Origin of the sequence: Billgrantia bachuensis, assembly GCF_011742165.1 — a bacterium.
Lineage (GTDB): Bacteria > Pseudomonadota > Gammaproteobacteria > Pseudomonadales > Halomonadaceae > Halomonas > Halomonas bachuensis.
This window is the reverse complement of the sequence record NZ_JAAQTO010000040.1, coordinates 15,000-37,017: the sequence shown is the minus strand read 5'-3', so window position 1 is coordinate 37,017 and position 22,018 is coordinate 15,000. Positions and strand designations below refer to the sequence as shown.

The following is a 22,018-nucleotide window of genomic DNA, read 5'->3' as shown; positions in this document are numbered from 1 at the left end:
GCCCGGTGGCCTGATGCCAGCCCGCGGGATCACGCCTTTGTGCGCTGTTTGCGGCGAGTCCGTCCCGTAGCGCCGCGGCCGCGTCGACTCTTGCCAACCGCCCCGCGTCGCTTCGATACGGCTGCAGCGGCCTCGCCCTGGGCGGTGGCCATGGCCTGACGCAGGCGATTCGCGTCGGCGCTGCCCAGCAGGCCATGCAAATCTTCGATCAGCGAGGCAAGGAAGGGGGCCGGATCGTCGTCACGCTCGGCGATGGCCGTCAGCCTCTGTTCCCACAGGGCCGTACGCTCCGGGCGGGACGCGGCCTCGGGCAACGAGGCGATCAGGCCCGTGCCCAGCCGAGTAGCGCGCAGCGACTTCTTCTGGCGTACCAGGTAGCCGCGCTCGATCAGCGTCTCGATGATGCCGGCGCGGGTCGCCTCGGTGCCCAGTCCGTCGTGCTCGCGCAGCGTGCGCCTGACCACGGGGTCGTCGACGTAGCGGGCAATGTTCATCATCGCCTTGATCAGGCTGGCGTCGGTGAAGGCCTCCGGCGAGCGTGTCTCGCGGTCCTCGACTTCGCATGCTGTGACCCGGCAGCCTTCGCCCTCCGTGAGAGGCGGCAGCGGTGGAGCTTCCTCGCGGGTGGTGAACAGCGGTTTCCAGCCCGGCTGGAGCATCTCCTGGCCGCCGGCACGAAAGCACTCGCCTTGAAGGGTGAACTCCGCCTTCACCTCGCAGACGACCAGCGGTGGATAAAACTGCGCCAGCACGTTGCGCGCAATCAGGCGGTACACGTCGGCCTCGGCGCGCTCAAGCCGCTCGAGTTCGGCCGGTTTGCCGGTGGGTGCCAGGGCATGATGGGCACCCACTTTCTTGTCGTCCCACGCCTTGGAGCGCAGCGAGAAGTCGGCTCCGGCCAGCCAGCCGCGCAGGGTGTCGTCGCTGCCGCAGGCGCTCTCCAACGTGGAGCGCGCCTGGGCCAGGTGTTCCTCGGGCAGGTAGCGGCAGTCCGAACGCGGATAGGTGATCAGCTTGTGGCGCTCGTAGAGGCGCTGGCAGATGTCCAGTACGGCCTGGGCCGAGAGCCCGAAGCGCCGCGCAGCGTCTACCTGTAGTGCCGAAAGCGAATAGGGCAGCGGGGCGGATTGACGCTTCTGGCGCGACTCGAGCGAGGTCAGCTTACCCTCGGTGCCGGGCAATTGCGCTGCCAGCGCCTCGGCCGGAGCGCGCTCGAGCAGGCGGCCCTGTTCGTCGAGCCGGTGGTTCTCGCCGGGCTGCCACCAGGCACGCAACTGGCCGCCGGCAACCGCCAGGTCGGCCCACAGCACATGAAAGGGGTAAGGCTTGAAATCGCGTATCTCGGCGTCGCGGCGTACCACCAGCCCGAGTACCGGGGTCTGCACCCGGCCCACCGAGAGCACGCCGTCATGGCCGGCCTGTCGACCGGTCAGGGTCCAGGCACGGGTCAGGTTGATGCCGTACAGCCAGTCGGCACGTGAGCGCGACTCGGCGGCACGGTAGAGGGGCTGAAAGCAGGCGTTGTCCTCCAGCCGCGCTAGAGCACGCTGTACCGCGGGCCGATTGAGGTCGCTGACCAGCAGTCGCGACACGGGCCCCTTCCAGCCCAGGTACTCGATCACTTCCTGTACCAGCAGTTGCCCCTCGCGGTCCGGATCGCCGGCATGTACCACCTCTCGCGCCTGCTTGAGCAACTTGCGAATGACGGCGAGTTGCCCCCTGGCCTTGGGCCGGGGGCTGAGTTGCCAGCGCGTCGGCAGGATCGGCAAGTGATCCAGCCTCCACTGCTTGAAAGCGGGATCGTAGGCGTCGGGTGGTGCCTGCTCCAGCAGGTGACCCAAACACCAGGTCACCACGGTTTCGCCGGCGTGAAGCGCGCCGTCTTCACGGCGTGCCCCGCCCGGTAGGGCCTCGGCGATGGCCCGGGCCAGGCTGGGTTTTTCGGCGATGATCAGGCGCATGTCACCTTTCCGCTGCAGTCGAGTCATTTATGGATATTCTTACAGTAATCGATCGACATGGCCAGGGTCCGAAAGTGCGACGAGCTGTACAATGCCAAGACGGAAAAACGACAGAGTGGAGAGCGCCAACATGCGGGAGCGGGGAAGGACGCGACGGCTGCTTGGTCTCGGGGCGCGTACCGGCGGCACCCTGCTGCGCAGCCGGCTCGGTGGCGAGGCCGACTGGCGCGCGCTGGGTGAGGCGCTTTTCGAAGGGCTTTCCGAGCTGAAGGGGCCGGCCATGAAGTTGGCTCAGATCATGGCCCAATGGGACGACTTGCTGCCGCCGGATCTTGCCGACGAGCTGGCACGCCTGCAGCGTCAGGCCGAGCCCATGCCATGGGAAAGCATACGAAGTACCCTGGTCGAGCAGTACGGCGAGCTGGACGTCCATTTTCGCGAGATCGAACCCCGGCCCTTCGCCAGTGCCTCCATGGGGCAGGTGCATCGTGCCGTGACCCAGGATGGCGAGACGCTGGTACTCAAGGTGCAGTACCCGGGCCTGGCCGAAGTGCTGGAGAGCGACCTGGCCCAGCTTCGGCGCATCATGCGCCTCGGCCGCTGGCTCAAGGTTTCCCAGACGCGCCTGGACGCGTTGTTCGAGGAGCTCGCCGCCAGCCTGCGCAGCGAGCTCGATTACCACGCCGAGGCCCTAGCACTGACGCGCTATCGGCAGCGCTATGCCCATCTGGAAGGGCTGCTGTTTCCCGAGCCATTGGTCGAGCTCTCCGGCCCGCGGGTGCTGGCCATGCGCTATGTGGTAGGCACGCCGCTGCGCGAGCTGGAAGTGATGGACGACGCCGTGCGGCAGCGTGTCGCCGCGACCCTGGCAGACTGGCTCACCGAAGAGCTCTTCACCTACGGCGAGCTGCATGCCGATCCGCATGCCGGCAACTTTGCCGTCGACGCCGAGGGCCGGCTGGTGATCTATGACCTTGGCGCGGTGATCGCGGTGCCCCAAGCGCACCTGAAGGCGACGATGCAGTTGCTCGATGCCACCCTCGCGGCTGACCCCATGGCCATGGACGACGCCCTGCGCCGACTGGGCGGTCGCCAGGGTCACGGGGCGCCACTGGCGCTCTATCGCGAATCCGCCGAGGCAGTGGCGCCGCTGTTCGAGCCTGGACCACAGGACTTCTCCGACGTACGGGTGCATCGCCGCCTGCGCGACCTTACACCCAAGGTGTGGGCTGCCATGGATCGCCTGCAGCCGCCGGCGGACGTGCTGCTGTTGTCACGCACGTTGAACGGGCACTACTGGAACCTGGTACGCCTCGGGGCTCGCCTCGACATGCATGCCCGCACCCGCCCACTGCTGGCCTGGGCGCGACGATGATTCCATGCAGCGATGCCTGGCTTGTGTGCAGCATCGAACCACGCTTCCCTGTTACAATATGCGCCTTTTTGAACTGGCGGAGAGAGTGATGCTGGCAGTATGGGTGGAACAGCTGCTGGGCTATGCTTCGGGTGCCTTGGCAGCCATCCGTGAGGAGGAGCGCTACCCGGCCTTCATGGCCTGGGCGCGTGAGGAGGGTGCCGTGCTGATGGGCGGCGACCTGGCCATGGCCCAGGCACTCGCACCCATCCTGTGGAGCCAGACTCCGCTCGAACGCGCCGGCTTTACCTGCGAGCCCTTGGCACGCCCGGGCCGTAACGAGCCCTGCTGGTGCGACTCCGGACGCAAGACCAAGCATTGCTGCGGGGCCGTCTCGATGCCTGCCGAAGTGCCCGACCACCTGATGTGGATGCTCTCGCTGCGCGACTGGAAGGGGCCGACGCTCAAGGCGGCCCTGGAGAGCGGCAATGCTCCCGCCCAGGCCCTGTTGGAGGCCGGGCTGATCGCCGCCGAAACGGGCCAGCGAGGGCGTGCCCAGCAGATCCTGGAATCGCTGTTCCAGCGGGCCGACTGGTCGCGCCTGCCGACCCAGGCCGAGCCCGCCTTCGAACTGCTGATCGACCTCTACCAGGAGCGCGGCTTCATCCGCAAGCGCGCCGAACTGCTCGACGAAGTGCTCGATCGCGGCCCGCTCTTCCTGCGTGGCGTGGCCCTGGAGCGGCTGTGCCTGATGCATCTGGACAACGACGACCTCGACAGCGCCCGTTCGGCCTTCGTGCGGGCCCAGCAGGCACTGCCCGATTCGCCGACCCTGGCCTATATCGAAGCCATGCTGCTGCTGCACGAGGGGCACGAAGAGGAAGCCGCCGAGCGGGCGCGCTTCTGGTTCCGGCGTCTGGCCCGCAAGGGCGAACTGGAGCCCGACCAGTTGCAGTTCCTGGCCGACCTGGCGGAGAACCCCGGCGCTACCCTGGCCGATCAGTTACTCAACGCCGAGGAGGACCTGGCGGAGCCGCTGGCCGCCTTGCAGGAGTTGCTGTCGGAACTGCCCACGGCGCGCGGTCTGGACGTGCACCGCACCGCCACGGGGGAGCTGGAGTATCACAGCAGCGCCCGCGAGGACACCCTGTTCGCCGCTTGGCAGAAGGTCTTCCAGGTGGAAGTGGATGACGAAAGCGCGCTGGGGCTCAAAGGTGACCCCTGGGTTCAGGCCGGCGACTGGCTGCGCGAAATCTGCGCCCACCCCGAATGGCTCGACTCGCCGCGTGTGGTGGAGTCGCTGACCCTGGCCCTGACCAGCCGCTTCGGCAGCCTGCCGTGGATGTCTCCGAGCCTGTTCGAACCCTTGGCCGATCGTCTGGAGCGCTGGCTCGAACGGGTCCGCGACGAGGGCGCGGGTTCCTTCCTGTGGGACAGCGCCGACAACGCCGTGCTGCTGCGTACCGGTCTGGCGCTCGTGGTCGGCATGGAGCGGGGCGCCCGGGAGCGTTCCCGACGCCTGGCCGAACGCTTGCTGTCGCTCGATGACCAGGACAGCCTGGGCCTGCAGGAACTGGTGCTCGACCAACTGCTGCGCGAAGGGCGCAACCGCGAAGCCTTGGCCGTGGCCGAGACTCGACGCGACGACGCTCCAGTGCTGGGCCTTCTCATGGGTCGGGCGCTAGCGTTGTTTCGGCTCGAGCGCATCGACGAGGCCAACGAAGCGCTGCGCGAAGTGCGTCACCACAATCCACATGCGTTGCCCATGCTTTGCGCCGAGCAGACCCGCCCGGTGCAACTGGGTCCGGATAGCGTCGCCGAGCCTGGCACCCGCGCCGAGGCGTGGCAGTATCGCACGCTGATGCGCGACCAATGGCGTGCCACGCCGGGCGCCCTGGCTTGGCTGCAGGAACAGATCGACGGTTGAGGTACCCTGTCAAGCCGCGCGAGGAGTGGGGGTTGGTACCAGCTCCTTGTCGCGGCTGATCCAGATAGCCAGTGCGATGGCCGGCAGCCCCAAGGCCGTGGAGATGAGGAAAAAGGTGGCGTAACCCTGTGCCTCCACCACTAGCCCGCCGAAGCCGCTCAGGAACTTGCCCGGCAGCGTCATCAGCGACGAGAACAGGGCGTACTGGGTCGCAGTGTAGGCGCGCGAGGTCAAGCTCGACAGGAAAGCGATGAATACCGCGCTGGCCAGGCCGTTGGCCAGGTTGTCGCCGATGATGGCCATCACCAACATTGGTAGGCTCTGGCCAGCCAGCGCCAGGGCAGCGAACAGCAGGTTGGTCAGGGTGGCCGCTGCCGCGCCCAATACCAGGATCGGACCGATACCGTAGCGTGCCACCAGCAGCCCGCCCAGAATGCCGCCACCGATGCTCATGGCGATGCCGAACACGTTGGTGACGTTGGCAATGGTTTCCAGCGAAAAGCCCATGTCGATATAAAGGGGGTTGGCCATAGAGGCCATGGCCAGGTCGCTGATGCGAAACACGGCCACGAACACCAGCAGCCACAGCGCCTTGAGTCGGTGTCGAGTGATGAAATCGGTGAATGGGCAGACCACGGCGCCGATCAGCCAGGCGCCCAGGCGGCGCAGCAGGCGCGGCTTGCCACGGCTGGCACGGATGAAGGCGCGCACACGGGGCTCATGGATCAGTTGCGTGTTCAGCGACAGGCGCTTGGGTTCCGGACGTAGCAGTACCGTGATCACACCAACACCGACCAATAGCGCCATGCTCAGGTAGGCGGCCTGCCAGGAGAGCCAGGCGGCCACGTAAAGGGCGCCGGCCCCGGCAGCCAGCAGCCCGCCGCGATAACCGATGATGTAGGTCGAGGCCATGGCCGCCTGCATGTCATCCGGCGCCGACTCGATGCGGAAGGCATCGATGGCGATGTCTTGGGTGGCCGAGCCGAAGGCCACCAACAGGGCGAAAGCGGCCACCAGCGTCAGGTTCTGCTGTGGTTCGAGGCTTGCCAGGCCCACCAGGCCGCCGATGATCATGGCCTGGGCCACCAGCATCCAGCTGCGTCGCTGGCCAAGAACGCGCGTCAATCCCGGCAAGGCCAGGCGATCCACCACCGGCGCCCAGAAGAACTTGATCGAATAGAGCATGCCGATCCAGGCGAAGAAGCCGATGGCAGCGACCTGGACACCGTCGCTGCGCAGCCAGGCAGAGAGGGTCGAGAATACCAGCAGGAATGGCAAGCCGGCTGAAAACCCCAGGAACAGCATGGTGATCACGGGAGCCCGAAGATAGATGGCAAATGCGGCTCCCCAACTGCGCTGAGCGGTAGGGATGGTCATGCGTGGCGAAACTCCTTGATGAACAGTGGCCGGGGGGCGGCCCGCCGCCGGCAACAGTGTTAGAATGGCCCACCGCTCGGCGGAGGTGGGCGGCCCAGGAGGCCTATATTCCGGCCGCTCGATTGTTGCAGAGCCCCGGCACCGATGCCAGCAGGATATCCCGGTAGGAGGCCTTCATGAGCCACAGCGAACGTCAGCCGATCGACGACGAGAACGATAGCCTGCCGCGCTGGTACGTCGTTCAGTGCAAGGGAGGGGAGTCCTTCCGTGCCTCGGAGCATCTGGCCAACCAGGGTTACGAGCTGTTCCACCCCGTTCTGCAAGTGCAGAAGAAGCGCGGTGGCAAGCTGGTATGGCTGGACGAGCCGCTGTTTCCCCATTACCTGTTCATCCGTCTCGACCGTATCGCCAGCAACTGGCGACCGATCCGCTCGACTCGGGGCGTACTCCGGATCGTCACTTTCGGCGACCGCCCGCTGCCGGTCGACGACGAGCTGGTTGCGATGCTGCGAGAGCAGGGCGCCCAGGGGCAGGAGAGCGTCGCCAACGTCTATTTCCGCGCCGGCGAGAAGGTAGAGATCACCGAAGGGCCGTTCAAGGATCTGCAGGCGGTCTTTGCCAGCCACAAGGGCGACGAGCGGGCAATCGTGCTGCTCAACCTGCTCAATCGCCAGCAGCAGCTGGAGATGCCCGTAGCGAACCTACGCCCGCGGACATGATTCCTCCTGGCGCCCGCCTCGCCAACCGACCAAAGGAGACCGCCATGAATATCGCTCCGCAGCGGGTCGTGACCCTGCACTACGTACTCAGCGACGAACAGGGCCAAGTGCTGGACGACTCGCAGGCACGCGCCAAACCACTCGAATACCTGCATGGTCACGACAACATCATGGCCGGCCTCGAGCGGTCCCTGACGGGCCAGGAGCCCGGTGTACAATTGAGCGTTACGCTGCCGCCCGAAGAGGCCTACGGCGAGCGCAACGACAACCTGATCCAGGAGGTCGGTCGCGGTGCCTTCCCCCAGGACGACCTGGCGCCTGGAATGCGCTTCCAGACTCCCGGCGACGACGGTCCTCAGATCGTCACGGTGCTCGAGGTGCGTGATGATTCGGTAGTGATAGACACCAACCACCCACTGGCCGGGCACACCCTGAGTTATGCGCTGGAAGTGCTCGACGTGCGCGAGGCGACTCGTGCCGAACTGGCCAAGGGGCATCCGCTTCCCGCGGGTGTCGAACCGTCCCAGGTCGAAGACCGCAAGGCACCCTGATCTCTCGAGAAGCTCGAGCCCGCTCGAAAAACTGACCTGTGTCAATTCGCTGCGCGGCACTCGCCGCAGCCGAGGCGAAATTTGATGCAGGTCAGTATTCCATATGCATCATCCGGCTAGAGTGAACCCATCACATCAGGTGACGGGGAGAACCACCATGTACTGGGATGATGCAGTCGTTTTTGGGTTGGTAACCGTCGCGATGATGGTCGCTTTCATGGCAGGTTGGGTCGGTTTCGTGATCCGCGACCACCGTCGCAAGCGCAAGCACTGATCCAGTCTGTAGCAAGTCGTCAGGGGAGGGGGGATTTCCCCCCAGTAGCCGGCCCAATTGGGCCGGCATTTTTTGTTGGATTGTTCGCCACGCCGTATCAGCGTCCGACCCACCAGTTTTCGGTCCAGGCCCGCATCACCCGCTCGGGATACCAGGTCTGGCCCAGGCTGCCGTTGTAGCGAGCCAGTGCGCGGGTGAGATCGCCGCGCTCGACGGCCAGATAATGGGCGAGAATCGTGCAGCCGTAGCGCAGGTTGAGCCAGGGGTCCATCAAGTCGTCGGCACTGCGGCCCAGCTCGCGAATCCAGAACGGCATGATCTGCATCAGCCCCACCGCGCCGGCAGACGACACTGCCTCGGGCTGAAAGGCGCTCTCTACCTGGATAAGTGCGAGGATGATCTCGGGGGACAGCCCGGCTAGCCGGGCCTCATGGTAGATGCGGGTCAGCATCTCGCCGCGCAGGGCCTCGTCGCGCACGAAGCGTGCGAGCCTGGGCTCCATCTGGGTCATCCACTGGCGTGCCGCCCATATCTGGTCCGGCGAGGGCGTCGTAGTGACCAGCGTATCGAGGGTCTGGCGCAGCGAGGGGGGTGTATCGGGTTCCACCCGTGCTCGCTGGGCGGGAGAAGATTGCAAGGCAACGGGCAAGGCGTCGAGAAAGCCCGATCCCTCACCGTCGGTATCCTTGCCCTGCTCCCGCGCGGAAGTTGGCTGTGTGCCAAGCAGGCTGGCCGCGACCAACAACACCGCGGCCAGCCGACGATTACACCCCGGCCCGCTCGCGCAGGAACTCGACGATACTTTCGGCAGGCACCATGGTCGCTTCACTGTCACGCCGCCCCTTGTACTCCAGTTCGCCATTGTCCAGTCCGCGGTCGCCGACCACCAGTCGGTGAGGGATGCCGATCAGCTCCTGGTCGGCGAACTTCACCCCGGGGCGCAGGTCGCGGTCGTCCAGCAGCACGTCGATGCCTGCCGCCGTTAGCGCCTGATAGAGCCGCTCTGACTCCCCGCGCACGCGCTGCGACTTGTGCGCGTTCATGGGCACCAGGGCGACCTGGAAGGGGGCAATGGTATTGGGCCAGATGATGCCATTCTCATCGTGATTCTGTTCGATGGCGGCGGCGACCACGCGGGTCACGCCGATGCCATAGCAGCCCATCCAGGGGTGGGCTGCCTTGCCGTTGTCGTCGAGCACCGTGGCGTTCATCGACTCGGAGTACTTCTTGCCCAACTGGAACACGTGGCCGACCTCGATGCCGCGCTTGATCGAGAGCGTGCCCTTGCCGTCCGGCGAGGGGTCGCCCTCGACCACATTGCGGATGTCGGCGACCTTGGGCAATGCCGCGTCGCGTTCCCAGTTGATACCGAAGTAGTGCTTGCCGTCGACATTGGCGCCGGCGCCGAAGTCGCTCATCAGCGCCACGCTGCGGTCGATGATGACCGGCATGTCGAGGTTTACCGGACCCAGCGAGCCGGGGCCGGCTCCCACTACGGCGCGAATTTCCTCTTCCGTGGCCATGGTCAGCGGTGCGGCCACTTCGGGCAGATTCTCGGCCTTGACCTCGTTGAGCTCGTGGTCGCCACGCACCAGCAGGGCGATCAGGCCGCCCTCGGCCGCGCGCACCATCAGCGTCTTGATGGTCTTTTCGATGGGCAGTCCGTGCTGCTCCACCAGGGCGGCGATGGTCTTGGCGTTGGGCGTATCGACCAGGCGCAGCTCCTCGCTGGGTGCGGCTCGCTCAGGTGTGGTACCCAGCGGCGCGGGCAGCGCCTCGGCTTTCTCGATATTGGCGGCGTAATCGGATTCGGTGGAGAACGCGATATCGTCCTCGCCGGAGTCGGCCAGCACGTGGAATTCATGGGAGCCGGTGCCGCCGATGGCGCCGTTGTCGGCCAGCACCGGGCGGAAGTCCAATCCCAGGCGGGTGAAGATCCGTACGTAGGCATCGTACATCGCCTGGTAGGTCTCCTTGAGGGAGGCCTGGTCGATGTGGAAGGAGTAGGCGTCCTTCATGATGAATTCGCGCGAGCGCATCACCCCGAAGCGCGGGCGGATCTCGTCGCGGAACTTGGTCTGGATCTGGTAGAAATTGGCCGGCAGCTGCTTGTAGCTGGAGAGTTCGCGGCGCATCAGGTCGGTAATCACCTCTTCATGGGTGGGGCCGACACAGTAGTCGCGCTCGTGACGATCCTTCAGGCGCAGCAGCTCGGGGCCGTACTGCTCCCAGCGGCCGGACTCCTGCCACAGCTCGGCGGGCTGTACCGCCGGCATCAGCACCTCCTGGGCCCCGGCGCGGTCCATCTCCTCGCGCACGATCCTCTCCACCTTGCGCAGGGTGCGCAGGCCGACCGGCAGCCAGGTGTACAGGCCCGAGGTGAGGCGGCGGATCATGCCGGCACGCAGCATCAGCTGATGGCTGATGACCTCGGCGTCGGCAGGCGTTTCCTTGAGAGTGGCGATCAACAGTTGAGTGGCGCGCATGGGTCCGGCGTTTCCTTCCAGCATGGGCTTGGCATGAGTCGGCGTGCCGCGACGGGCGGCGTTCGGGGCATTGTACGGCCAACGACGAATTGCAGCAAAAGAGCGGGCTGCTGCTGAGCAAGCGAGGAGCGCCGAGGACAGGCCGAAGAGGAGGTCATTTGCCATGGATGGCAAATGTAGCGCCCAAGGATGGGTTCACAGCGCCTCCTCGCAGGCCTGTCGTCGGATCAGCTCCGAGCGATCATCATGCCAACGACTTTAGCCAGAACACCATCGGCTTGTCGGTTTCCTCCGGCTCGCCGATGTCCTTCCAGCGGAAAGTGGTAGCGAGCTCCGGGTGGCGCTCGTAACCCTGCGAGCGCCAGAAGCCGTGCAATGGAACGTAGCCCTCCGGCTTCAGCGGATGGTCGTCGGGGCGCTCCACGGCGCAGAAGGCCACGGTGGCAAAGCCGCGTCTGGCCGCGTGGCGCTCGCGCTCGGCGAGGAAGGCCTTGCCGATGCCACGGCCACGGTAGCTCGGCAGCAGTACCGATTCGCCGTAGTAGAACACGCTGCCGACATCGAAGCCGGCCTGCTCGAACGGCGTGCGAAACTCTTCCACGTCCTCGGCCAGCGGCATGCCCGTGGCGGCCCCCACCAAGGCATCGCCATCCTCGGCCAGTACGAACAGGCTGTCGGGGCATTCGGCATAGCGGCGCAAGTAGTTGGCCTCGTAATCGAAGCTGCCATCGTAGAGGTAGGGGAAATCGCGGAACACGGTGATCCGCAGGTGGGCCAGTTCGTCCAGTCGCGGCTCGATCGCATTGCCTTGGCGGATACTCAGTACCGTTTCACTCATGGCGGCCTCCGTGAACAATGTAAACGCTCGTATTAGTTGGCGTTGTGGTAATCTCCCGCCATTCTCCATGGCGGCGCCAAGGGCGGCAATCGTCCGGCGTCGGTAAGCTGACTTTCTACGGAGCATCCGTTCCATGAGGACCCGAATCCGTCGTGCCCTGACCGGCTTGGTGCTTGGTGCTTTCATCACCGCCCTGGTGGGCTGCGGTACCGTCTTCCATCCCGAGCGCAAGGGCCAGATGAGTGGACGAATCGACCCGGTAGTCGCCATTGCCAACGGTGTGGGCCTGCTGTTCTTCATCGTTCCGGGCGTGATCGCCTACGCCGTGGATTTCTCCAACGGCACCATCTACCTGCCTGGTACGCACGACAGCGCCAGCGTCGATGTCTTGCAGATGGAAGAGGGCATGGACGTACCCACCCTGGAAAGACTGCTCTCCGAAAAGACCGGCAAGGCGATCAGCCTGGACAGCGAACTGGTACGAGTCGAAGAAGTGGAAAGCCTCGACGAGGCCTTGGCGCTGGTGCGCATGGCCGGCATCAACGACCAGGAGCGGCTGGCGACCATGTAATTCGCCAGGCTCGACGGTAGCTCGAGCCCGAGGATGCCAAACCGCTAACCTTCCGACTGCCTCATCGTCCCCTCGAGCCGCTCCAGGTCGAGGGGACGATACGTTTCCAGCAGCGCCCAGAGAATGGCTGCCGTCTCGGCGTCCGGCCGGCCGCGGTAGTCGGCGGGGCGAAAGCGCATCTGGAAGGCACGCAGTACTGCGCGCGTCTGGTGGTCCAGCTCAGCCGTTGCCTCCAGCGGATAGCCCCAGGTGCTTAGCGCCTCCTGCAGAGTGACGAGGGGTGGTTCCTCTGCTTCGAAGCGAGCCTGCCAGCGCGATACGACTTCAGCCTCAGGCCATACGCCAATGCCGGCATCAAAAAGCTCGCGCCAGGGAAACCGGGGGCCGGGATCGATCTTGCGCGTCGGCGCGATGTCGGAATGCGCCACCACGTTGGTGGGGTGGATACCGTGGCGCTCGATGATGTCGCGCGACAGCGCGATCAACGCCTCGATCTGCTCGTCGGGGTAGGGCGCCCACTTCACCTCTGCGGCGGCCTCGGGATGCGCCTCCAGCAACCGTTCCACTTCGGCGTAGGGGCGGTCGGGCCCGGTATTGACGATCTCGATGCCGATCGAGGTGTCGTTGATGTTGGGGCGGCCTTTCCAGCCGCTGGCGCCAGCGTGCCAGGCACGGCGAGACTCGTCGACGAGTTGGTAGACCAGCGGCTGGCCACGGCGCTCCCGCGCCGGCATCGGCAAGACGTAGTGGGAGCTGACGTGAGGTCCTGTGAGCACGGCCAGCGATTCGGCCTCGTCGACATCGGTGTAGTGCAGCACAAGATGATGCACACGGCTGCCATGCGAGGGCGATACGTGGGTGTGGTCCACCACGTAGCCGTCGCGCTTTTCCAGATGCTCCGGCGCGGCACAGCCGGCCAGCCAAGCGCCTGCCATTGCCAGGCCCAGTACGGCGATCCAGCGGCGCGTCATGATCAGCTCCCCTCTGTCACTATCCGTATCAGCAAGCCGAGTACCATGGCGGTCGAGACACTGAGCAAGGTCCCCATGAGCACGTATTCGGTCAGCTTGCGATCCTGCGCGCCGCGCAGTTCACCGAAGCGCAGCACCGACTTGGCGGCGAGCAGGAAACCGATGGCAGTCAACTGGTCGAGCAGCACCAGGGTCAGCACCAGAACGCGCTCGGCCATGCCGATGCGTGCCCCGGCGGCGATGAGCGTGCCTGGGTTGTCGATTTCGGCACTCCAGCGCTGTATGACCAGGGCGATGACGATCGACAGCGGACGAGTGACGAGCACGTACGCAACGACGATGCCGAGTACCGACGGGGTGAACAACCATTGCCAGAACGTGACCAACGGCTGCCAACTGCCCAGCCAGGCCAGCCAGACTCCCAGCAGCACCAGCAGGTGCAACGCCTGGTCGAGCATGAACCAGCGCAGCCTTGACGGCGACAGATAGGACTTGCCGAGGTCGATTGCCATATGGCTCACGGCGACGGTAAGCGCGCCTCCCAGCACCATGGTCAAGGAAGTCGTGGCGTTCGAGTGGGTGAGGGTGGCCGCGCCCAGCACCGCGAAGGCCAAACCGCCATGCAGCGCTGCGTGCAGGTAGAGTTGGGGGGAGCGCACCTTGCGCACGTAGCGAGCCTCGACCCAACGCCTTGGCTGCAGGGCAAAATCACCAAGCAGATGGACCAGCACCAGCCCCAGCAGCAGCGAGAGATCGGCGTTCATCGTGGGTCTTCCTTGAAGCGTTGGCTGAGATGGCGGAGGTAATCGTCGATCAGCGCCCAGCGGGCGGCCCGCAGCCGCTTGTGCACGCCGGGCTGGCTGATACCGAGCCGCTTGGCAAGCGCCTGCTGGGGCTCATCGTGCCACAGACTCAGGTAGACGGCTTCGGCGGCGTAGCGCGACCAGCCATCGATCAGGTCGTCGACGAAACGGGTCAGCAGGGCCAGGCATTCGCTCTCGGGCTCCTCGACCAGCTTGAGACACAGGTGGGAAGCCCCTTCGCTCATGGCATCCAGGGTCTGGCCGGAGCGCACGAACACCTCGCCGCTGGCTTCGGTCACTCGCTGTTCGGGGTGCCAGCGATCCTTGCCGACGGCGACGGCGATGCGTGCATCCCAGCGCTGATCTTCCTCCGAATGGCGAATCAGTGCCGCACGCAACAATACCGCAGCATGCATGGCTATTGCGGGCTCGGGAAGAGCGATCTGGAAACCGTCTCCACGGTACCGCTCACCCTGGCCGCCATAGCGGTCGGTGATCGCCTCGAGAGCGTCATCGAGCACCTTGAAGAGTCGCTTCGGGTCGCTGGCCTTGCGGGAATCGACAAGGTCGCCCGTGAGTACGGCAATGCGCTGCACCATAGGCCCGTTCTGCATGAAGGTATGGAAGGATAATAGCCCCTAAGGGTTATTTTTCAAGTTTATAACCATAAAGGGTTATAGCGGCTTGTCCGCTATCGACACTTGCCCGAGACCAGGTATGACTGGTTCGTCATACGAAAACTGTATGAAAATACAGTATAGAGAGCGGTCCGTAGATGAGCAAGCCGTCGCAGGATTATCGAACCCGCCCGGCGTTACTATCCGCGCGCCAGCTCGCGCATGGCGCTCTCCAGCCCCTCCAGGGTCATGGGGTACATGCGATCGTCGATCAACTGGCGAATCAGCTGGGTGGAGTGAGTGTACTCCCAAGCGCGCGGCGGCATGGGATTGAGCCACGCCAGACGGGGAAACTTGTCGGCCAGGCGCTTCAGCCACACCGCGCCGGCCTCGTCGTTGAAGTGTTCCACGCTACCGCCGGGGTGGGTCACCTCATAGGGCGACATGGCGGCATCGCCGACGATCACTACCTGATAGTCACGCCCGTAGGTGTGCAGCACGTCCATGGTGGGGATGCGTTCGCTGGTGCGTCGGTAGTTGTTGCGCCAAACACCTTCGTACAAGCAGTTGTGAAAATAGTAGTGCTCCAGGTGCTTGAACTCCGAGCGGGCGGCGGAGAACAGCTCCTCGCACACTCGGATGTGGTCGTCCATGGAACCGCCCACGTCGAGGAACAGCAACACCTTCACCGTGTTGTGACGCTCGGGGCGCATGCGCACGTTGAGCAGGCCGGCATCGCGGGCGGTGTCGCGAATGGTGGCATCGACGTCGAACTCCTCGGCCGCGCCCTGGCGGGCGAACTTGCGCAGCCGGCGCAGCGCCATCTTGATGTTGCGCGTACCGAGTTCGAGCGAATCGTCGTAATCACGGAAGCGGCGCTCATCCCACACCTTGATTGCCCGGCGATGGCGCGAACCCTCCTGGCCGATGCGGATGCCCTCGGGGTTGTAGCCGTAGGCACCGAAGGGGCTGGTGCCGCCGGTGCCGATCCACTTGTTGCCGCCGGCGTGGCGCTCCTTCTGCTCCTCGAGGCGCTGCTTGAAGGTCTCGATCAGCTTCTCGAGCCCGCCCAGCGATTCGATCTGGGCCTTCTCTTCCTCGCTGAGCTGCTTTTCGAACTCGCGGCGCAGCCAGTCGTCGGGAATCAGCGCTTCGATGGCGGCATCGAGGTTCTCCAAGCCGTCGAACCAGGCGGCGAAGGCACGATCGAAGCGGTCGAAGTGGCGCTCATCCTTGACCAGCACGGTGCGCGCCACCCGATAGAACGCCTCCATGTCGGCGAACACCACGCCGCGCTCGACCACGGCGTGCAGATCGAGCAGTTCGCGCAGCGATACCGGCACACCGGCGCGCTTGAGGGTCTCGAACAGGCCGATGAACATGACTCAGCGCCTCTGGTTGCCTTGACGGCGCATCATGAAAGCCAGCCGCTCGAGCAGTTGGGTATCCTGCTCGTTCTTCACCAGAGCCCCTGCCAGCGGCGGAATCGCCTTCACCGGGTCGCGGTGGTAGAGCGCCTCGCGAGCCAGCTCGTCGGCCATCAGCAGCTTCAGCCAGTCGACCAGCTCCGAGGTGGAGGGCTTTTTCTTTAGCCCTGGCGCCTGGCGCAGGTCGAAGAACACTTCCAGCGCCTCACTGACCAGCTTCGGTGCGATGTCGGGGAAGTGCACGTCGACGATGGCCTGCATGGTTTCGCGGTCGGGGAACTCGATGTAGTGGAAGAAGCAGCGGCGCAGGAAGGCGTCGGGCAGCTCCTTCTCGTTGTTCGAGGTGATGACGATGATCGGTCGGTGGCGGGCGGCGATGGTCTCACCGGTCTCGTAGACGTGGAATTCCATGCGATCCAGCTCCTGGAGCAGGTCGTTGGGGAATTCGATGTCGGCCTTGTCGATCTCGTCGATCAAAAGCACTACACGCTCGTCGGCGGTGAAGGCCTCCCACAGCTTGCCGGGGCGGATATAGTTCTCGACGTTCTCCACGCCTTCGACGCCGAGCTGGGAGTCGCGCAGGCGGCTCACTGCGTCGTACTCGTAGAGTCCCTGGGCTGCCTTGGTGGTGGACTTGATGTGCCAGGTGATCAGTTGCGTACCCAGCGAGGCCGCCAATTCCTCGGCCAGCAGGGTCTTGCCGGTACCAGGCTCGCCCTTGATCAGCAGCGGGCGCTCCAGCGTCACGGCGGCATTCACCGCCTGCTTCAAGGCATCGGTAGCCACATAGGTAGAAGTCGAATCGAAAGCCATGGTCGTGCCTCGGCGTAGCATCGTGTCGGGGAGAGTCAAACAAGTGTACGGAAGGGTGGGGCAAGGGACAAATCCTGCTCGAAAGCGATACCATCGCGTAAGGTAGTGGGCCGGTCTGCCGTTGCACGCCGGCAGGGAGCCATGAACATGAGCGAGACGCTTCTCCTGCATGAGCCGCTGATCCGCCTCGGCATCTTCCTGCTGGTGCTGGCGGCGATGGTGCTGTGGGAAATCCTTGCTGCGCGCCGTGAGCAGCGAATCCGGCGCCGGCAGCGCTGGCCGAGTAACCTGTTGATCGTCGTGCTGGATACCCTGGCGGTTCGCCTGGTCTTTCCTCTGGCGGCGGTGGGGGCTGCCTTGGTGGCCGCCGAGCGCGGCTGGGGGCTCTTCCATCTGGTTGCGGCGCCGCTGTGGCTGGCATTGCCGCTATCCGTGCTGCTGCTGGACGCGGCAATCTACTTCCAGCATCGGCTGTTTCATGCCGTGCCCTGGCTGTGGCGCCTGCATCGCATGCACCATGCAGACCTGGAGTTCGACGTGACCACCGGGCTGCGCTTCCATCCGCTGGAGATCCTGATCTCGATGGGGATCAAGATCGCCGCGGTAACGCTGCTGGGGGCGCCGGCCGTAGCGGTGCTGATCTTCGAGGTTTTGCTCAATGCCACCTCCATGTTCAATCACGGCAATATACGCCTGCCCGAGCGGGTCGACCGTCGGCTGCGCCTCCTGGTGGTGACGCCGGACATGCACCGTGTTCATCACTCGATCGTGCGCCGCGAAACCGACAGCAACTTCGGTTTCAACCTGCCCTGGTGGGACCGGCTATTCGGCACCTATCGCGATCAGCCCGATGCAGGCCACCACGGCATGACGCTTGGCATCGAGGCATTCCGCGAGCCCCGTGAGCTGAGGCTGGATCGCATGCTGATCCAGCCTTTGCTGAATCCCAGGCCTCCCGCCGCGCAGAACCGCGGCCAGGAGTCGCAAGGTTAGTCCTCCTTTCGGCGATAAGTTTCCACCAGCGTCGCCGGGTCGTGCTCGGCGTGGCCATGGCTGACGTGGGCGCGCATCAGCTGTGCCGCAAGGCCGCTCATTGGCGTGGCGCTACCGGTGCGTTGGCTCTGGGCCGTGGCCATGTCGAGGTCCTTGAGCAGGGTGCGCAAGTGCCAGGCCGGGTTGGCGTACTCGCTGGCCGCCATGCGCGGGGTGAGGATCCGGAACGGCTTGGAATCGGCGAAGCCACCTGCCAGCGCCTCGGTCAGGCGGCTGGCGTCCACGCCGCTGGCCTCTGCCAGGGCTACCATCTCGGCAATCACCGCTGCCTGGCAGCCGACGATCATCTGGTTACACACCTTGGTGACTTGGCCGGCGCCCACCGGACCCATGTGCGTGACCCGTGCCGAGAGCGTGGCGAGCAGGGGCTGCACGGCCATGACGTCCGCTTCCGCGCCGCCGCACATGATCGCCAGGCTGCCAGCCTCGGCTCCCGCCACGCCGCCGGAGACCGGCGCATCGACCCAATGCATGCCACTCTCTTCTTCCAGCTTCTCGGCAAAGGCGCGCGTTGCTGCCGGATCGCTGCTGGAGAGGTCGATCAGTCGCTGTCCCGCCTGGCCATGGGCCGCCACGCCGTCCTCGCCGAACACGACACCCTCCACCACGTCGGTATTGGCCAGGCACAGCATCACTACATCGACACGCTGCATCAACTCGGCGATGGAGCCGGCTACCGTAGCGCCAGCTTCTAGCAACGGCTCGCACTTTGCCGCAGTGCGGTTCCATACCGTCACATCGAAGCCGGCACCCAGCAGGCGGCGCGTCATGGGGTCGCCCATCAGGCCGATGCCGATGAAGCCGAGGCGGGGTTGAGTCATTTCGTTTCTCCAGGTTGGCCAGCCAGCGGAGCGCCTAGCATGCACAATGGAAGTGTTTTCCATCAACTGCCCAGGCAGGGCGTTCGATAGGCTCAACCGCAACCGTCTTGGCGTAACGTCCTCTCTAGGGGTTAACGCGCCGGTATATGGCTTCGAGCAGGCTATAGAGACCGAAGGCGAACAGGCCCAGGGCAACGAAGGCCAATAGCCAGCGGCCGAAGGCCTGGCTGCGCAAGGTGCTGAAGACCTCGGCAAGACCACCCGCCTGGTCGGGATCCACCTGGTAGGCGGCAATGATGAAGAACGCACCGATGAGCAGGAATACCAGGCCGCGAATCACCAGGCCGAAGCGGCAGATGGGGTAGGCCCAGCGCTGGGTTCGCGCCGACATGTCGAAGTGACGATCGAATTTCGCTTTCCAGCCTTTAATACCATGGGCAACGCCGGCACCGATGATGGCCAGGCCCACGGCGCCTACTAGCCAGCGACCGTATGGCTGTTGCATCAACCAACTGGCCAGGCCCTCCGAGCCACCGCCGGAATCTCCGGAATTGCCGCCCAGGGTGAAGATCAGGCTCGCGGCAAAAAACGCCAGCAGTGTGTGCGTGGCCGCGCTCACCAGCAAGCCTGAACGGATGGCCATGCCCTTGGCGTCGGTGCCGTGGTGGTCGGTGTCCTTGATGGCCTGTATGCAGCGCCACAAGGCATATCCCAACAGGCCCAAGCTGATGGCAACGAGCAGTACGTCGCCCCATGCGGCGCCCATCAGGCTCTCCAGCGCACCGCGGCTGTCCGTTGTCTCGCCTCCTTGCCCAATCGCCGCCAGCATGGCCAGGCCACCAACAAGCAGGTACACGATGCCACGTGCGGCGTAACCCCATCGCGCCATGATATCGAAAGCACCCCCATGATCCGGGGCCGGTATGCTGTTTGCCATGGCGTCCTCCTGACTGAGCCGAGTATCGGTGACGAATCCTTTCGTTGACTCTAGCAGCTCGGCTTGGCACGAAGGCAAGGAGGCGAGAAGGGCGGCCAGTTGGTTTAGGCATGGCTACGCTTGAGGACAAGCGCAAGAAAAAGGGAGCCCGAGGACTGTGCCTTTCAACTCGAGGCGAGGTGGTGTCATATCTTGTCTTCGATGAGGTCTTCTTGCCTGTCGATATCCAGGCAGACGCCGGGATCCTCGACACTGCAGGTAATAAGCCGAGCTCGGTGATGATGGAGAACTTTCTTGGCCCCGTCGTCTCCGTCCAGGGTTTCGAGTGCGGGCCAGAACTCACGACCGAAGAGCACTGGATGGCCGGCCTTACCCATATGGCAAGGACGCACGATGCGGGAGCGCCCAGCCTGGCGCCGTAAGGTGAGGAGGGTCTCTAAGCCGATACGGGGCATGTCGCCGAGCAGAATGGCCGCAGCTTCGATGCCAGCCAGGGAGGTATCGCGGCCAATGGCCGTGATGGCCTCACCGAGGCTTGCCCCCAGACCATGCTCGGCTCGTGTGGCACGTATGATGGGCGTGGTCGAGAGCAATCCCAAGGCATTCCGATCGTCCTCTTCGCGTAGTACCACGCGCAGCACGGGAAAGGCTTCACCCGCCCGGCTCACAGTGGCCGCCAAAATTCCGCGACCGTCCGGCAGTTGGGCGATGCGCTTGTCCTGTTTGCCGAAGCGCCGCGAAAGACCGGCGGCCAGCACTACCGCTACGATGGACTCAGAGTGCATTGCGGATCTCGCCGCGTTGCACCCGGACGATATCGCCCATCAGTACCTCCTGGTAAACATCGAAATAGCCTTAGGCCGGTTCTATGAGCCCCGCATCACGCACCGAGTTCAAGTTATACCAGAATCAGCGGCACGATCCTGAGGGGGCATCGCCATCCCTTCCCGTGCAGCCAAGGTGCCTGTGTATGGCTACGCTTCATATCAGGACGAAAAGCGGAGCCTGCCATGCCCTCATCAAGCGACTCGACGTTTCACAAGGTCGACGTGCCATTGGCGCAGAGACACGCCTTCCAGCTCTTCACCGAACGGTTCTCTGACCGGTGGCCGGCGGAATACACCTGGTCACAATCGGCTTTGGACACTATCGGCATCGAGCCGCGGTTGAATGGCCGCTGTACCGAGGTGGGGCCGCGCGGCTTTCAGATGGATTGGGGGCGCGTGCTGGCCTGGGAGCCGCCCGAGCGCTTGACCATTACCTGGCAGATCGGCCCCAGCCGAGTACCGCAGCCCGATCCCACGAACGCCAGCACCGTGGAATTTCGTTTCCATGAGAGTGGGCCGAATGCTACCCGCCTGATACTCGAGCACCACGATTTTCGAAACCACGGCGATGGTGCCGAGGAGTATCGTGACGCCATGGCCTCCGAGTATGGCTGGCCCTACATTCTGGATCGCTACCGAAAACTGGCCTTGAGTCAGGTCGCGGAAAGGAGGGCGTGAGATGAGCGGCTTTTGGCGTATCGTTTTCTTCTTTTGCTTGCCCTGGTTCTTGCTGGGTTGTTCCCAGCGCGGAACGTACGAGGGGCTGAAACACAGCAATGCTCTTGAGTGCCATCAGGTGCCGTCCAGCCAGAGAGAGGAGTGTTTCGAGCGACTTCCGCCGGATTACGACACATACCGTCGGCAGCGGGAGGCAGCGATTGGCGAATGAACGTTGTGTGCCGTTGAATTAGCGCCCCGGCGCCGTAGCGAAACTGGCGCCGGGGGAAGCTAAGGTCTGACGATCAGCCGGTCATTCGGCCGCTGAGCTGGTCGCGCAGTCGGTCGACCATGCCGACACCGGGCCCCACCGTCTTGTGAAACAGCTCGGAGTGGGGCGCGCTAGGGTGGGGGCGGGTCGGTGCCATCTGCTTGGCTTTCTCCACCTTCTTGCCCAGTTCGACGAGGTCCTCGCCGGCGATGCGTTGACGCAGCTTGGGAAACTGATCGGCTTCCTCATCCTTGGCGTGGTGGCGTAGCAGCTCGTCCAGCTTGTGCACGCGATCCATGAAGGCCGGCTCGGCGGCATCGGCGTCTTCCAACTGCTTCATCACCTGCACGATCTCGTCGTGCTCCTCCTTGTCGTGCTCGGCTTCCTCCTCGCCATTAGGGATGCGCTTTTCCATCGTCGGATAGACGTACATCTCCTCGGCGACGGCGTGACGCATCACCTCGGCGATAAGCGTATCGGTCAGGTCGCGGCGCTGCTCGGCATCCGGGGCGCGCTGGATCTGGTCCAGCAGATCCTCCATTTCGCGATGGTCGATGGTGAGAATGTCAACGACGTCCTGAGCGGACGCGGTGGTGTTCTGCACGTTCATGAGACTCCTCCATTGAGTCGTTGCGCCTTTAGCAACAGGCCACTTCAACATAGACGCGAGCTGGCGTATGAGCCAAGCCTGGCGGAGCTTTCCGTATACCGCTTATGCTGAACCTCTTACCGAGGGGCCGAGGGATGGTCCGATGCGTAGAAC

Annotated in this window: 22 protein-coding genes; 8 read left to right on the top strand and 14 right to left on the bottom strand. The window is 64.5% G+C overall.

All coding sequences use genetic code 11. The features are described 5' to 3' along the window. Nucleotides 1-29: 29 nt before the first annotated feature. Complete coding sequence (locus HBJ55_RS14670; RefSeq protein WP_167116362.1) at nucleotides 30-1,961, bottom strand: DNA topoisomerase III; 1,932 nt, start codon at nucleotides 1,959-1,961, stop codon at nucleotides 30-32. 130 nt (nucleotides 1,962-2,091) lie between these two features. Here HBJ55_RS14670 and HBJ55_RS14665 point away from each other — a divergent pair, with 130 nt between their 5' ends. After that, nucleotides 2,092-3,336 carry an ABC1 kinase family protein gene (locus HBJ55_RS14665; protein WP_167116435.1) on the top strand — a complete coding sequence of 415 codons (1,245 nt, stop codon included), beginning with the start codon at nucleotides 2,092-2,094 and terminating at the stop codon, nucleotides 3,334-3,336. A gap of 88 nt (nucleotides 3,337-3,424) precedes the next feature. Further along, complete coding sequence (locus HBJ55_RS14660; RefSeq protein WP_167116360.1) at nucleotides 3,425-5,242, top strand: SEC-C domain-containing protein; 1,818 nt, start codon at nucleotides 3,425-3,427, stop codon at nucleotides 5,240-5,242. A gap of 9 nt (nucleotides 5,243-5,251) precedes the next feature. On the opposite strand, the gene HBJ55_RS14655 is transcribed toward HBJ55_RS14660, so the two are convergent. Next, nucleotides 5,252-6,619 carry an AmpG family muropeptide MFS transporter gene (locus HBJ55_RS14655; RefSeq protein ID WP_167116357.1) on the bottom strand — a complete coding sequence of 456 codons (1,368 nt, stop codon included), beginning with the start codon at nucleotides 6,617-6,619 and terminating at the stop codon, nucleotides 5,252-5,254. A 176-nt stretch (nucleotides 6,620-6,795) separates the two neighbouring features. Between HBJ55_RS14655 and rfaH the strand changes: the two genes are divergently transcribed. The 3 genes from rfaH (at nucleotide 6,796) to ccoM (ending at nucleotide 8,163) form a co-directional block, all read left to right on the top strand. Beyond that, nucleotides 6,796-7,338 (top strand): transcription/translation regulatory transformer protein RfaH, encoded by a 543-nt coding sequence (rfaH, locus tag HBJ55_RS14650; protein ID WP_167116355.1) that lies wholly within the window; start codon nucleotides 6,796-6,798, stop codon nucleotides 7,336-7,338. 44 nt (nucleotides 7,339-7,382) lie between these two features. Next, on the top strand, nucleotides 7,383-7,889 hold the full coding sequence (locus HBJ55_RS14645; RefSeq protein WP_167116352.1) for an FKBP-type peptidyl-prolyl cis-trans isomerase: 507 nt from the start codon (nucleotides 7,383-7,385) through the stop codon (nucleotides 7,887-7,889). Between the two features lie 157 nt (nucleotides 7,890-8,046). Next, nucleotides 8,047-8,163, top strand: coding sequence for a cytochrome c oxidase subunit CcoM (gene ccoM / locus HBJ55_RS22585; RefSeq protein WP_275951365.1), 117 nt, complete (start codon nucleotides 8,047-8,049; stop codon nucleotides 8,161-8,163). Nucleotides 8,164-8,260: 97 nt separating this feature from the next. Here ccoM and HBJ55_RS14640 read toward each other — a convergent pair whose 3' ends face one another. From HBJ55_RS14640 to HBJ55_RS14630, 3 genes are all read right to left on the bottom strand, one after another. Then, nucleotides 8,261-8,812 (bottom strand): lytic transglycosylase domain-containing protein, encoded by a 552-nt coding sequence (locus tag HBJ55_RS14640; RefSeq protein WP_422674205.1) that lies wholly within the window; start codon nucleotides 8,810-8,812, stop codon nucleotides 8,261-8,263. Between the two features lie 115 nt (nucleotides 8,813-8,927). Next, the gene (locus tag HBJ55_RS14635) at nucleotides 8,928-10,649 is read right to left on the bottom strand and encodes a proline--tRNA ligase (protein ID WP_167116349.1); all 1,722 of its coding nucleotides are present in this window, start codon (nucleotides 10,647-10,649) and stop codon (nucleotides 8,928-8,930) included. A gap of 244 nt (nucleotides 10,650-10,893) precedes the next feature. Further along, nucleotides 10,894-11,487, bottom strand: a complete 594-nt coding sequence (locus tag HBJ55_RS14630; RefSeq protein ID WP_167116346.1) for a GNAT family N-acetyltransferase — start codon at nucleotides 11,485-11,487, stop codon at nucleotides 10,894-10,896. A gap of 133 nt (nucleotides 11,488-11,620) precedes the next feature. Here HBJ55_RS14630 and HBJ55_RS14625 point away from each other — a divergent pair, with 133 nt between their 5' ends. Then, complete coding sequence (locus HBJ55_RS14625) at nucleotides 11,621-12,058, top strand: hypothetical protein (RefSeq protein WP_167116343.1); 438 nt, start codon at nucleotides 11,621-11,623, stop codon at nucleotides 12,056-12,058. A 44-nt stretch (nucleotides 12,059-12,102) separates the two neighbouring features. Here HBJ55_RS14625 and HBJ55_RS14620 read toward each other — a convergent pair whose 3' ends face one another. From HBJ55_RS14620 to HBJ55_RS14600, 5 genes are all read right to left on the bottom strand, one after another. Further along, the gene (locus HBJ55_RS14620; protein ID WP_167116340.1) at nucleotides 12,103-13,029 is read right to left on the bottom strand and encodes a peptidoglycan recognition protein family protein; all 927 of its coding nucleotides are present in this window, start codon (nucleotides 13,027-13,029) and stop codon (nucleotides 12,103-12,105) included. 2 nt (nucleotides 13,030-13,031) lie between these two features. After that, nucleotides 13,032-13,793: a DUF3307 domain-containing protein gene (locus HBJ55_RS14615; protein ID WP_167116337.1), complete on the bottom strand. Its 762-nt coding sequence runs from the start codon at nucleotides 13,791-13,793 to the stop codon at nucleotides 13,032-13,034. Next, nucleotides 13,790-14,446, bottom strand: a complete 657-nt coding sequence (locus HBJ55_RS14610; RefSeq protein WP_240936133.1) for a hypothetical protein — start codon at nucleotides 14,444-14,446, stop codon at nucleotides 13,790-13,792. Before HBJ55_RS14610 ends, HBJ55_RS14615 begins: the two co-directional genes overlap by 4 nt. 203 nt (nucleotides 14,447-14,649) lie before the next feature. Continuing rightward, nucleotides 14,650-15,831 carry a vWA domain-containing protein gene (locus HBJ55_RS14605; RefSeq protein ID WP_167116335.1) on the bottom strand — a complete coding sequence of 394 codons (1,182 nt, stop codon included), beginning with the start codon at nucleotides 15,829-15,831 and terminating at the stop codon, nucleotides 14,650-14,652. Between the two features lie 3 nt (nucleotides 15,832-15,834). Next, the gene (locus HBJ55_RS14600) at nucleotides 15,835-16,689 is read right to left on the bottom strand and encodes an AAA family ATPase (RefSeq protein ID WP_167116332.1); all 855 of its coding nucleotides are present in this window, start codon (nucleotides 16,687-16,689) and stop codon (nucleotides 15,835-15,837) included. A 147-nt stretch (nucleotides 16,690-16,836) separates the two neighbouring features. On the opposite strand from HBJ55_RS14600, the gene HBJ55_RS14595 reads away from it, so the two are divergent. Continuing rightward, nucleotides 16,837-17,682, top strand: a complete 846-nt coding sequence (locus tag HBJ55_RS14595; RefSeq protein WP_167116329.1) for a sterol desaturase family protein — start codon at nucleotides 16,837-16,839, stop codon at nucleotides 17,680-17,682. Here HBJ55_RS14595 and HBJ55_RS14590 read toward each other — a convergent pair. The 3 genes from HBJ55_RS14590 to HBJ55_RS14580 all read right to left on the bottom strand — a co-directional run bounded on the left by HBJ55_RS14590 (nucleotide 17,679) and on the right by HBJ55_RS14580 (nucleotide 20,285). Continuing rightward, complete coding sequence (locus HBJ55_RS14590) at nucleotides 17,679-18,563, bottom strand: NAD(P)-dependent oxidoreductase (protein WP_167116326.1); 885 nt, start codon at nucleotides 18,561-18,563, stop codon at nucleotides 17,679-17,681. The two genes, HBJ55_RS14595 and HBJ55_RS14590, sit on opposite strands and share 4 nt — an antisense overlap. Before the next feature lie 124 nt (nucleotides 18,564-18,687). After that, entirely contained in the window at nucleotides 18,688-19,500 is an 813-nt protein-coding gene (locus HBJ55_RS14585) for a DUF1206 domain-containing protein (protein ID WP_167116323.1), read from the bottom strand. A 185-nt stretch (nucleotides 19,501-19,685) separates the two neighbouring features. Further along, the gene (locus HBJ55_RS14580) at nucleotides 19,686-20,285 is read right to left on the bottom strand and encodes a nucleotidyltransferase family protein (RefSeq protein WP_167116320.1); all 600 of its coding nucleotides are present in this window, start codon (nucleotides 20,283-20,285) and stop codon (nucleotides 19,686-19,688) included. 225 nt (nucleotides 20,286-20,510) lie between these two features. On the opposite strand from HBJ55_RS14580, the gene HBJ55_RS14575 reads away from it, so the two are divergent. Next, entirely contained in the window at nucleotides 20,511-21,005 is a 495-nt protein-coding gene (locus tag HBJ55_RS14575) for an SRPBCC family protein (RefSeq protein ID WP_167116317.1), read from the top strand. 284 nt (nucleotides 21,006-21,289) lie between these two features. Here HBJ55_RS14575 and HBJ55_RS14570 read toward each other — a convergent pair whose 3' ends face one another. Further along, a complete protein-coding gene (locus HBJ55_RS14570; RefSeq protein ID WP_167116314.1) occupies nucleotides 21,290-21,865 on the bottom strand; it encodes a hemerythrin domain-containing protein in 576 nt (191 codons plus the stop codon). Nucleotides 21,866-22,018: the final 153 nt, after the last annotated feature.

Bases quoted from the DNA above. Each gene is read 5' to 3' on its own strand.
- HBJ55_RS14610 (WP_240936133.1), bottom strand. From the start codon at position 14,446: ATGCAGAACGGGCCTATGGTGCAGCGCATTGCCGTACTCACGGGCGAC.
- ccoM (WP_275951365.1), top strand. From the start codon at position 8,047: ATGTACTGGGATGATGCAGTCGTTTTTGGGTTGGTAACCGTCGCGATG.
- HBJ55_RS14665 (WP_167116435.1), top strand. From the start codon at position 2,092: ATGCGGGAGCGGGGAAGGACGCGACGGCTGCTTGGTCTCGGGGCGCGT.
- HBJ55_RS14630 (WP_167116346.1), bottom strand. From the start codon at position 11,487: ATGAGTGAAACGGTACTGAGTATCCGCCAAGGCAATGCGATCGAGCCG.
- HBJ55_RS14625 (WP_167116343.1), top strand. From the start codon at position 11,621: ATGAGGACCCGAATCCGTCGTGCCCTGACCGGCTTGGTGCTTGGTGCT.
- HBJ55_RS14590 (WP_167116326.1), bottom strand. From the start codon at position 18,563: ATGACTCAACCCCGCCTCGGCTTCATCGGCATCGGCCTGATGGGCGAC.
- HBJ55_RS14580 (WP_167116320.1), bottom strand. From the start codon at position 20,285: ATGCACTCTGAGTCCATCGTAGCGGTAGTGCTGGCCGCCGGTCTTTCG.
- HBJ55_RS14660 (WP_167116360.1), top strand. From the start codon at position 3,425: ATGCTGGCAGTATGGGTGGAACAGCTGCTGGGCTATGCTTCGGGTGCC.
- HBJ55_RS14570 (WP_167116314.1), bottom strand. From the start codon at position 21,865: ATGAACGTGCAGAACACCACCGCGTCCGCTCAGGACGTCGTTGACATT.
- rfaH (WP_167116355.1), top strand. From the start codon at position 6,796: ATGAGCCACAGCGAACGTCAGCCGATCGACGACGAGAACGATAGCCTG.
- HBJ55_RS14595 (WP_167116329.1), top strand. From the start codon at position 16,837: ATGAGCGAGACGCTTCTCCTGCATGAGCCGCTGATCCGCCTCGGCATC.
- HBJ55_RS14615 (WP_167116337.1), bottom strand. From the start codon at position 13,793: ATGAACGCCGATCTCTCGCTGCTGCTGGGGCTGGTGCTGGTCCATCTG.
- HBJ55_RS14645 (WP_167116352.1), top strand. From the start codon at position 7,383: ATGAATATCGCTCCGCAGCGGGTCGTGACCCTGCACTACGTACTCAGC.
- HBJ55_RS14575 (WP_167116317.1), top strand. From the start codon at position 20,511: ATGCCCTCATCAAGCGACTCGACGTTTCACAAGGTCGACGTGCCATTG.
- HBJ55_RS14585 (WP_167116323.1), bottom strand. From the start codon at position 19,500: ATGGCAAACAGCATACCGGCCCCGGATCATGGGGGTGCTTTCGATATC.
- HBJ55_RS14605 (WP_167116335.1), bottom strand. From the start codon at position 15,831: ATGTTCATCGGCCTGTTCGAGACCCTCAAGCGCGCCGGTGTGCCGGTA.
- HBJ55_RS14635 (WP_167116349.1), bottom strand. From the start codon at position 10,649: ATGCGCGCCACTCAACTGTTGATCGCCACTCTCAAGGAAACGCCTGCC.
- HBJ55_RS14600 (WP_167116332.1), bottom strand. From the start codon at position 16,689: ATGGCTTTCGATTCGACTTCTACCTATGTGGCTACCGATGCCTTGAAG.
- HBJ55_RS14655 (WP_167116357.1), bottom strand. From the start codon at position 6,619: ATGACCATCCCTACCGCTCAGCGCAGTTGGGGAGCCGCATTTGCCATC.
- HBJ55_RS14620 (WP_167116340.1), bottom strand. From the start codon at position 13,029: ATGACGCGCCGCTGGATCGCCGTACTGGGCCTGGCAATGGCAGGCGCT.
- HBJ55_RS14670 (WP_167116362.1), bottom strand. From the start codon at position 1,961: ATGCGCCTGATCATCGCCGAAAAACCCAGCCTGGCCCGGGCCATCGCC.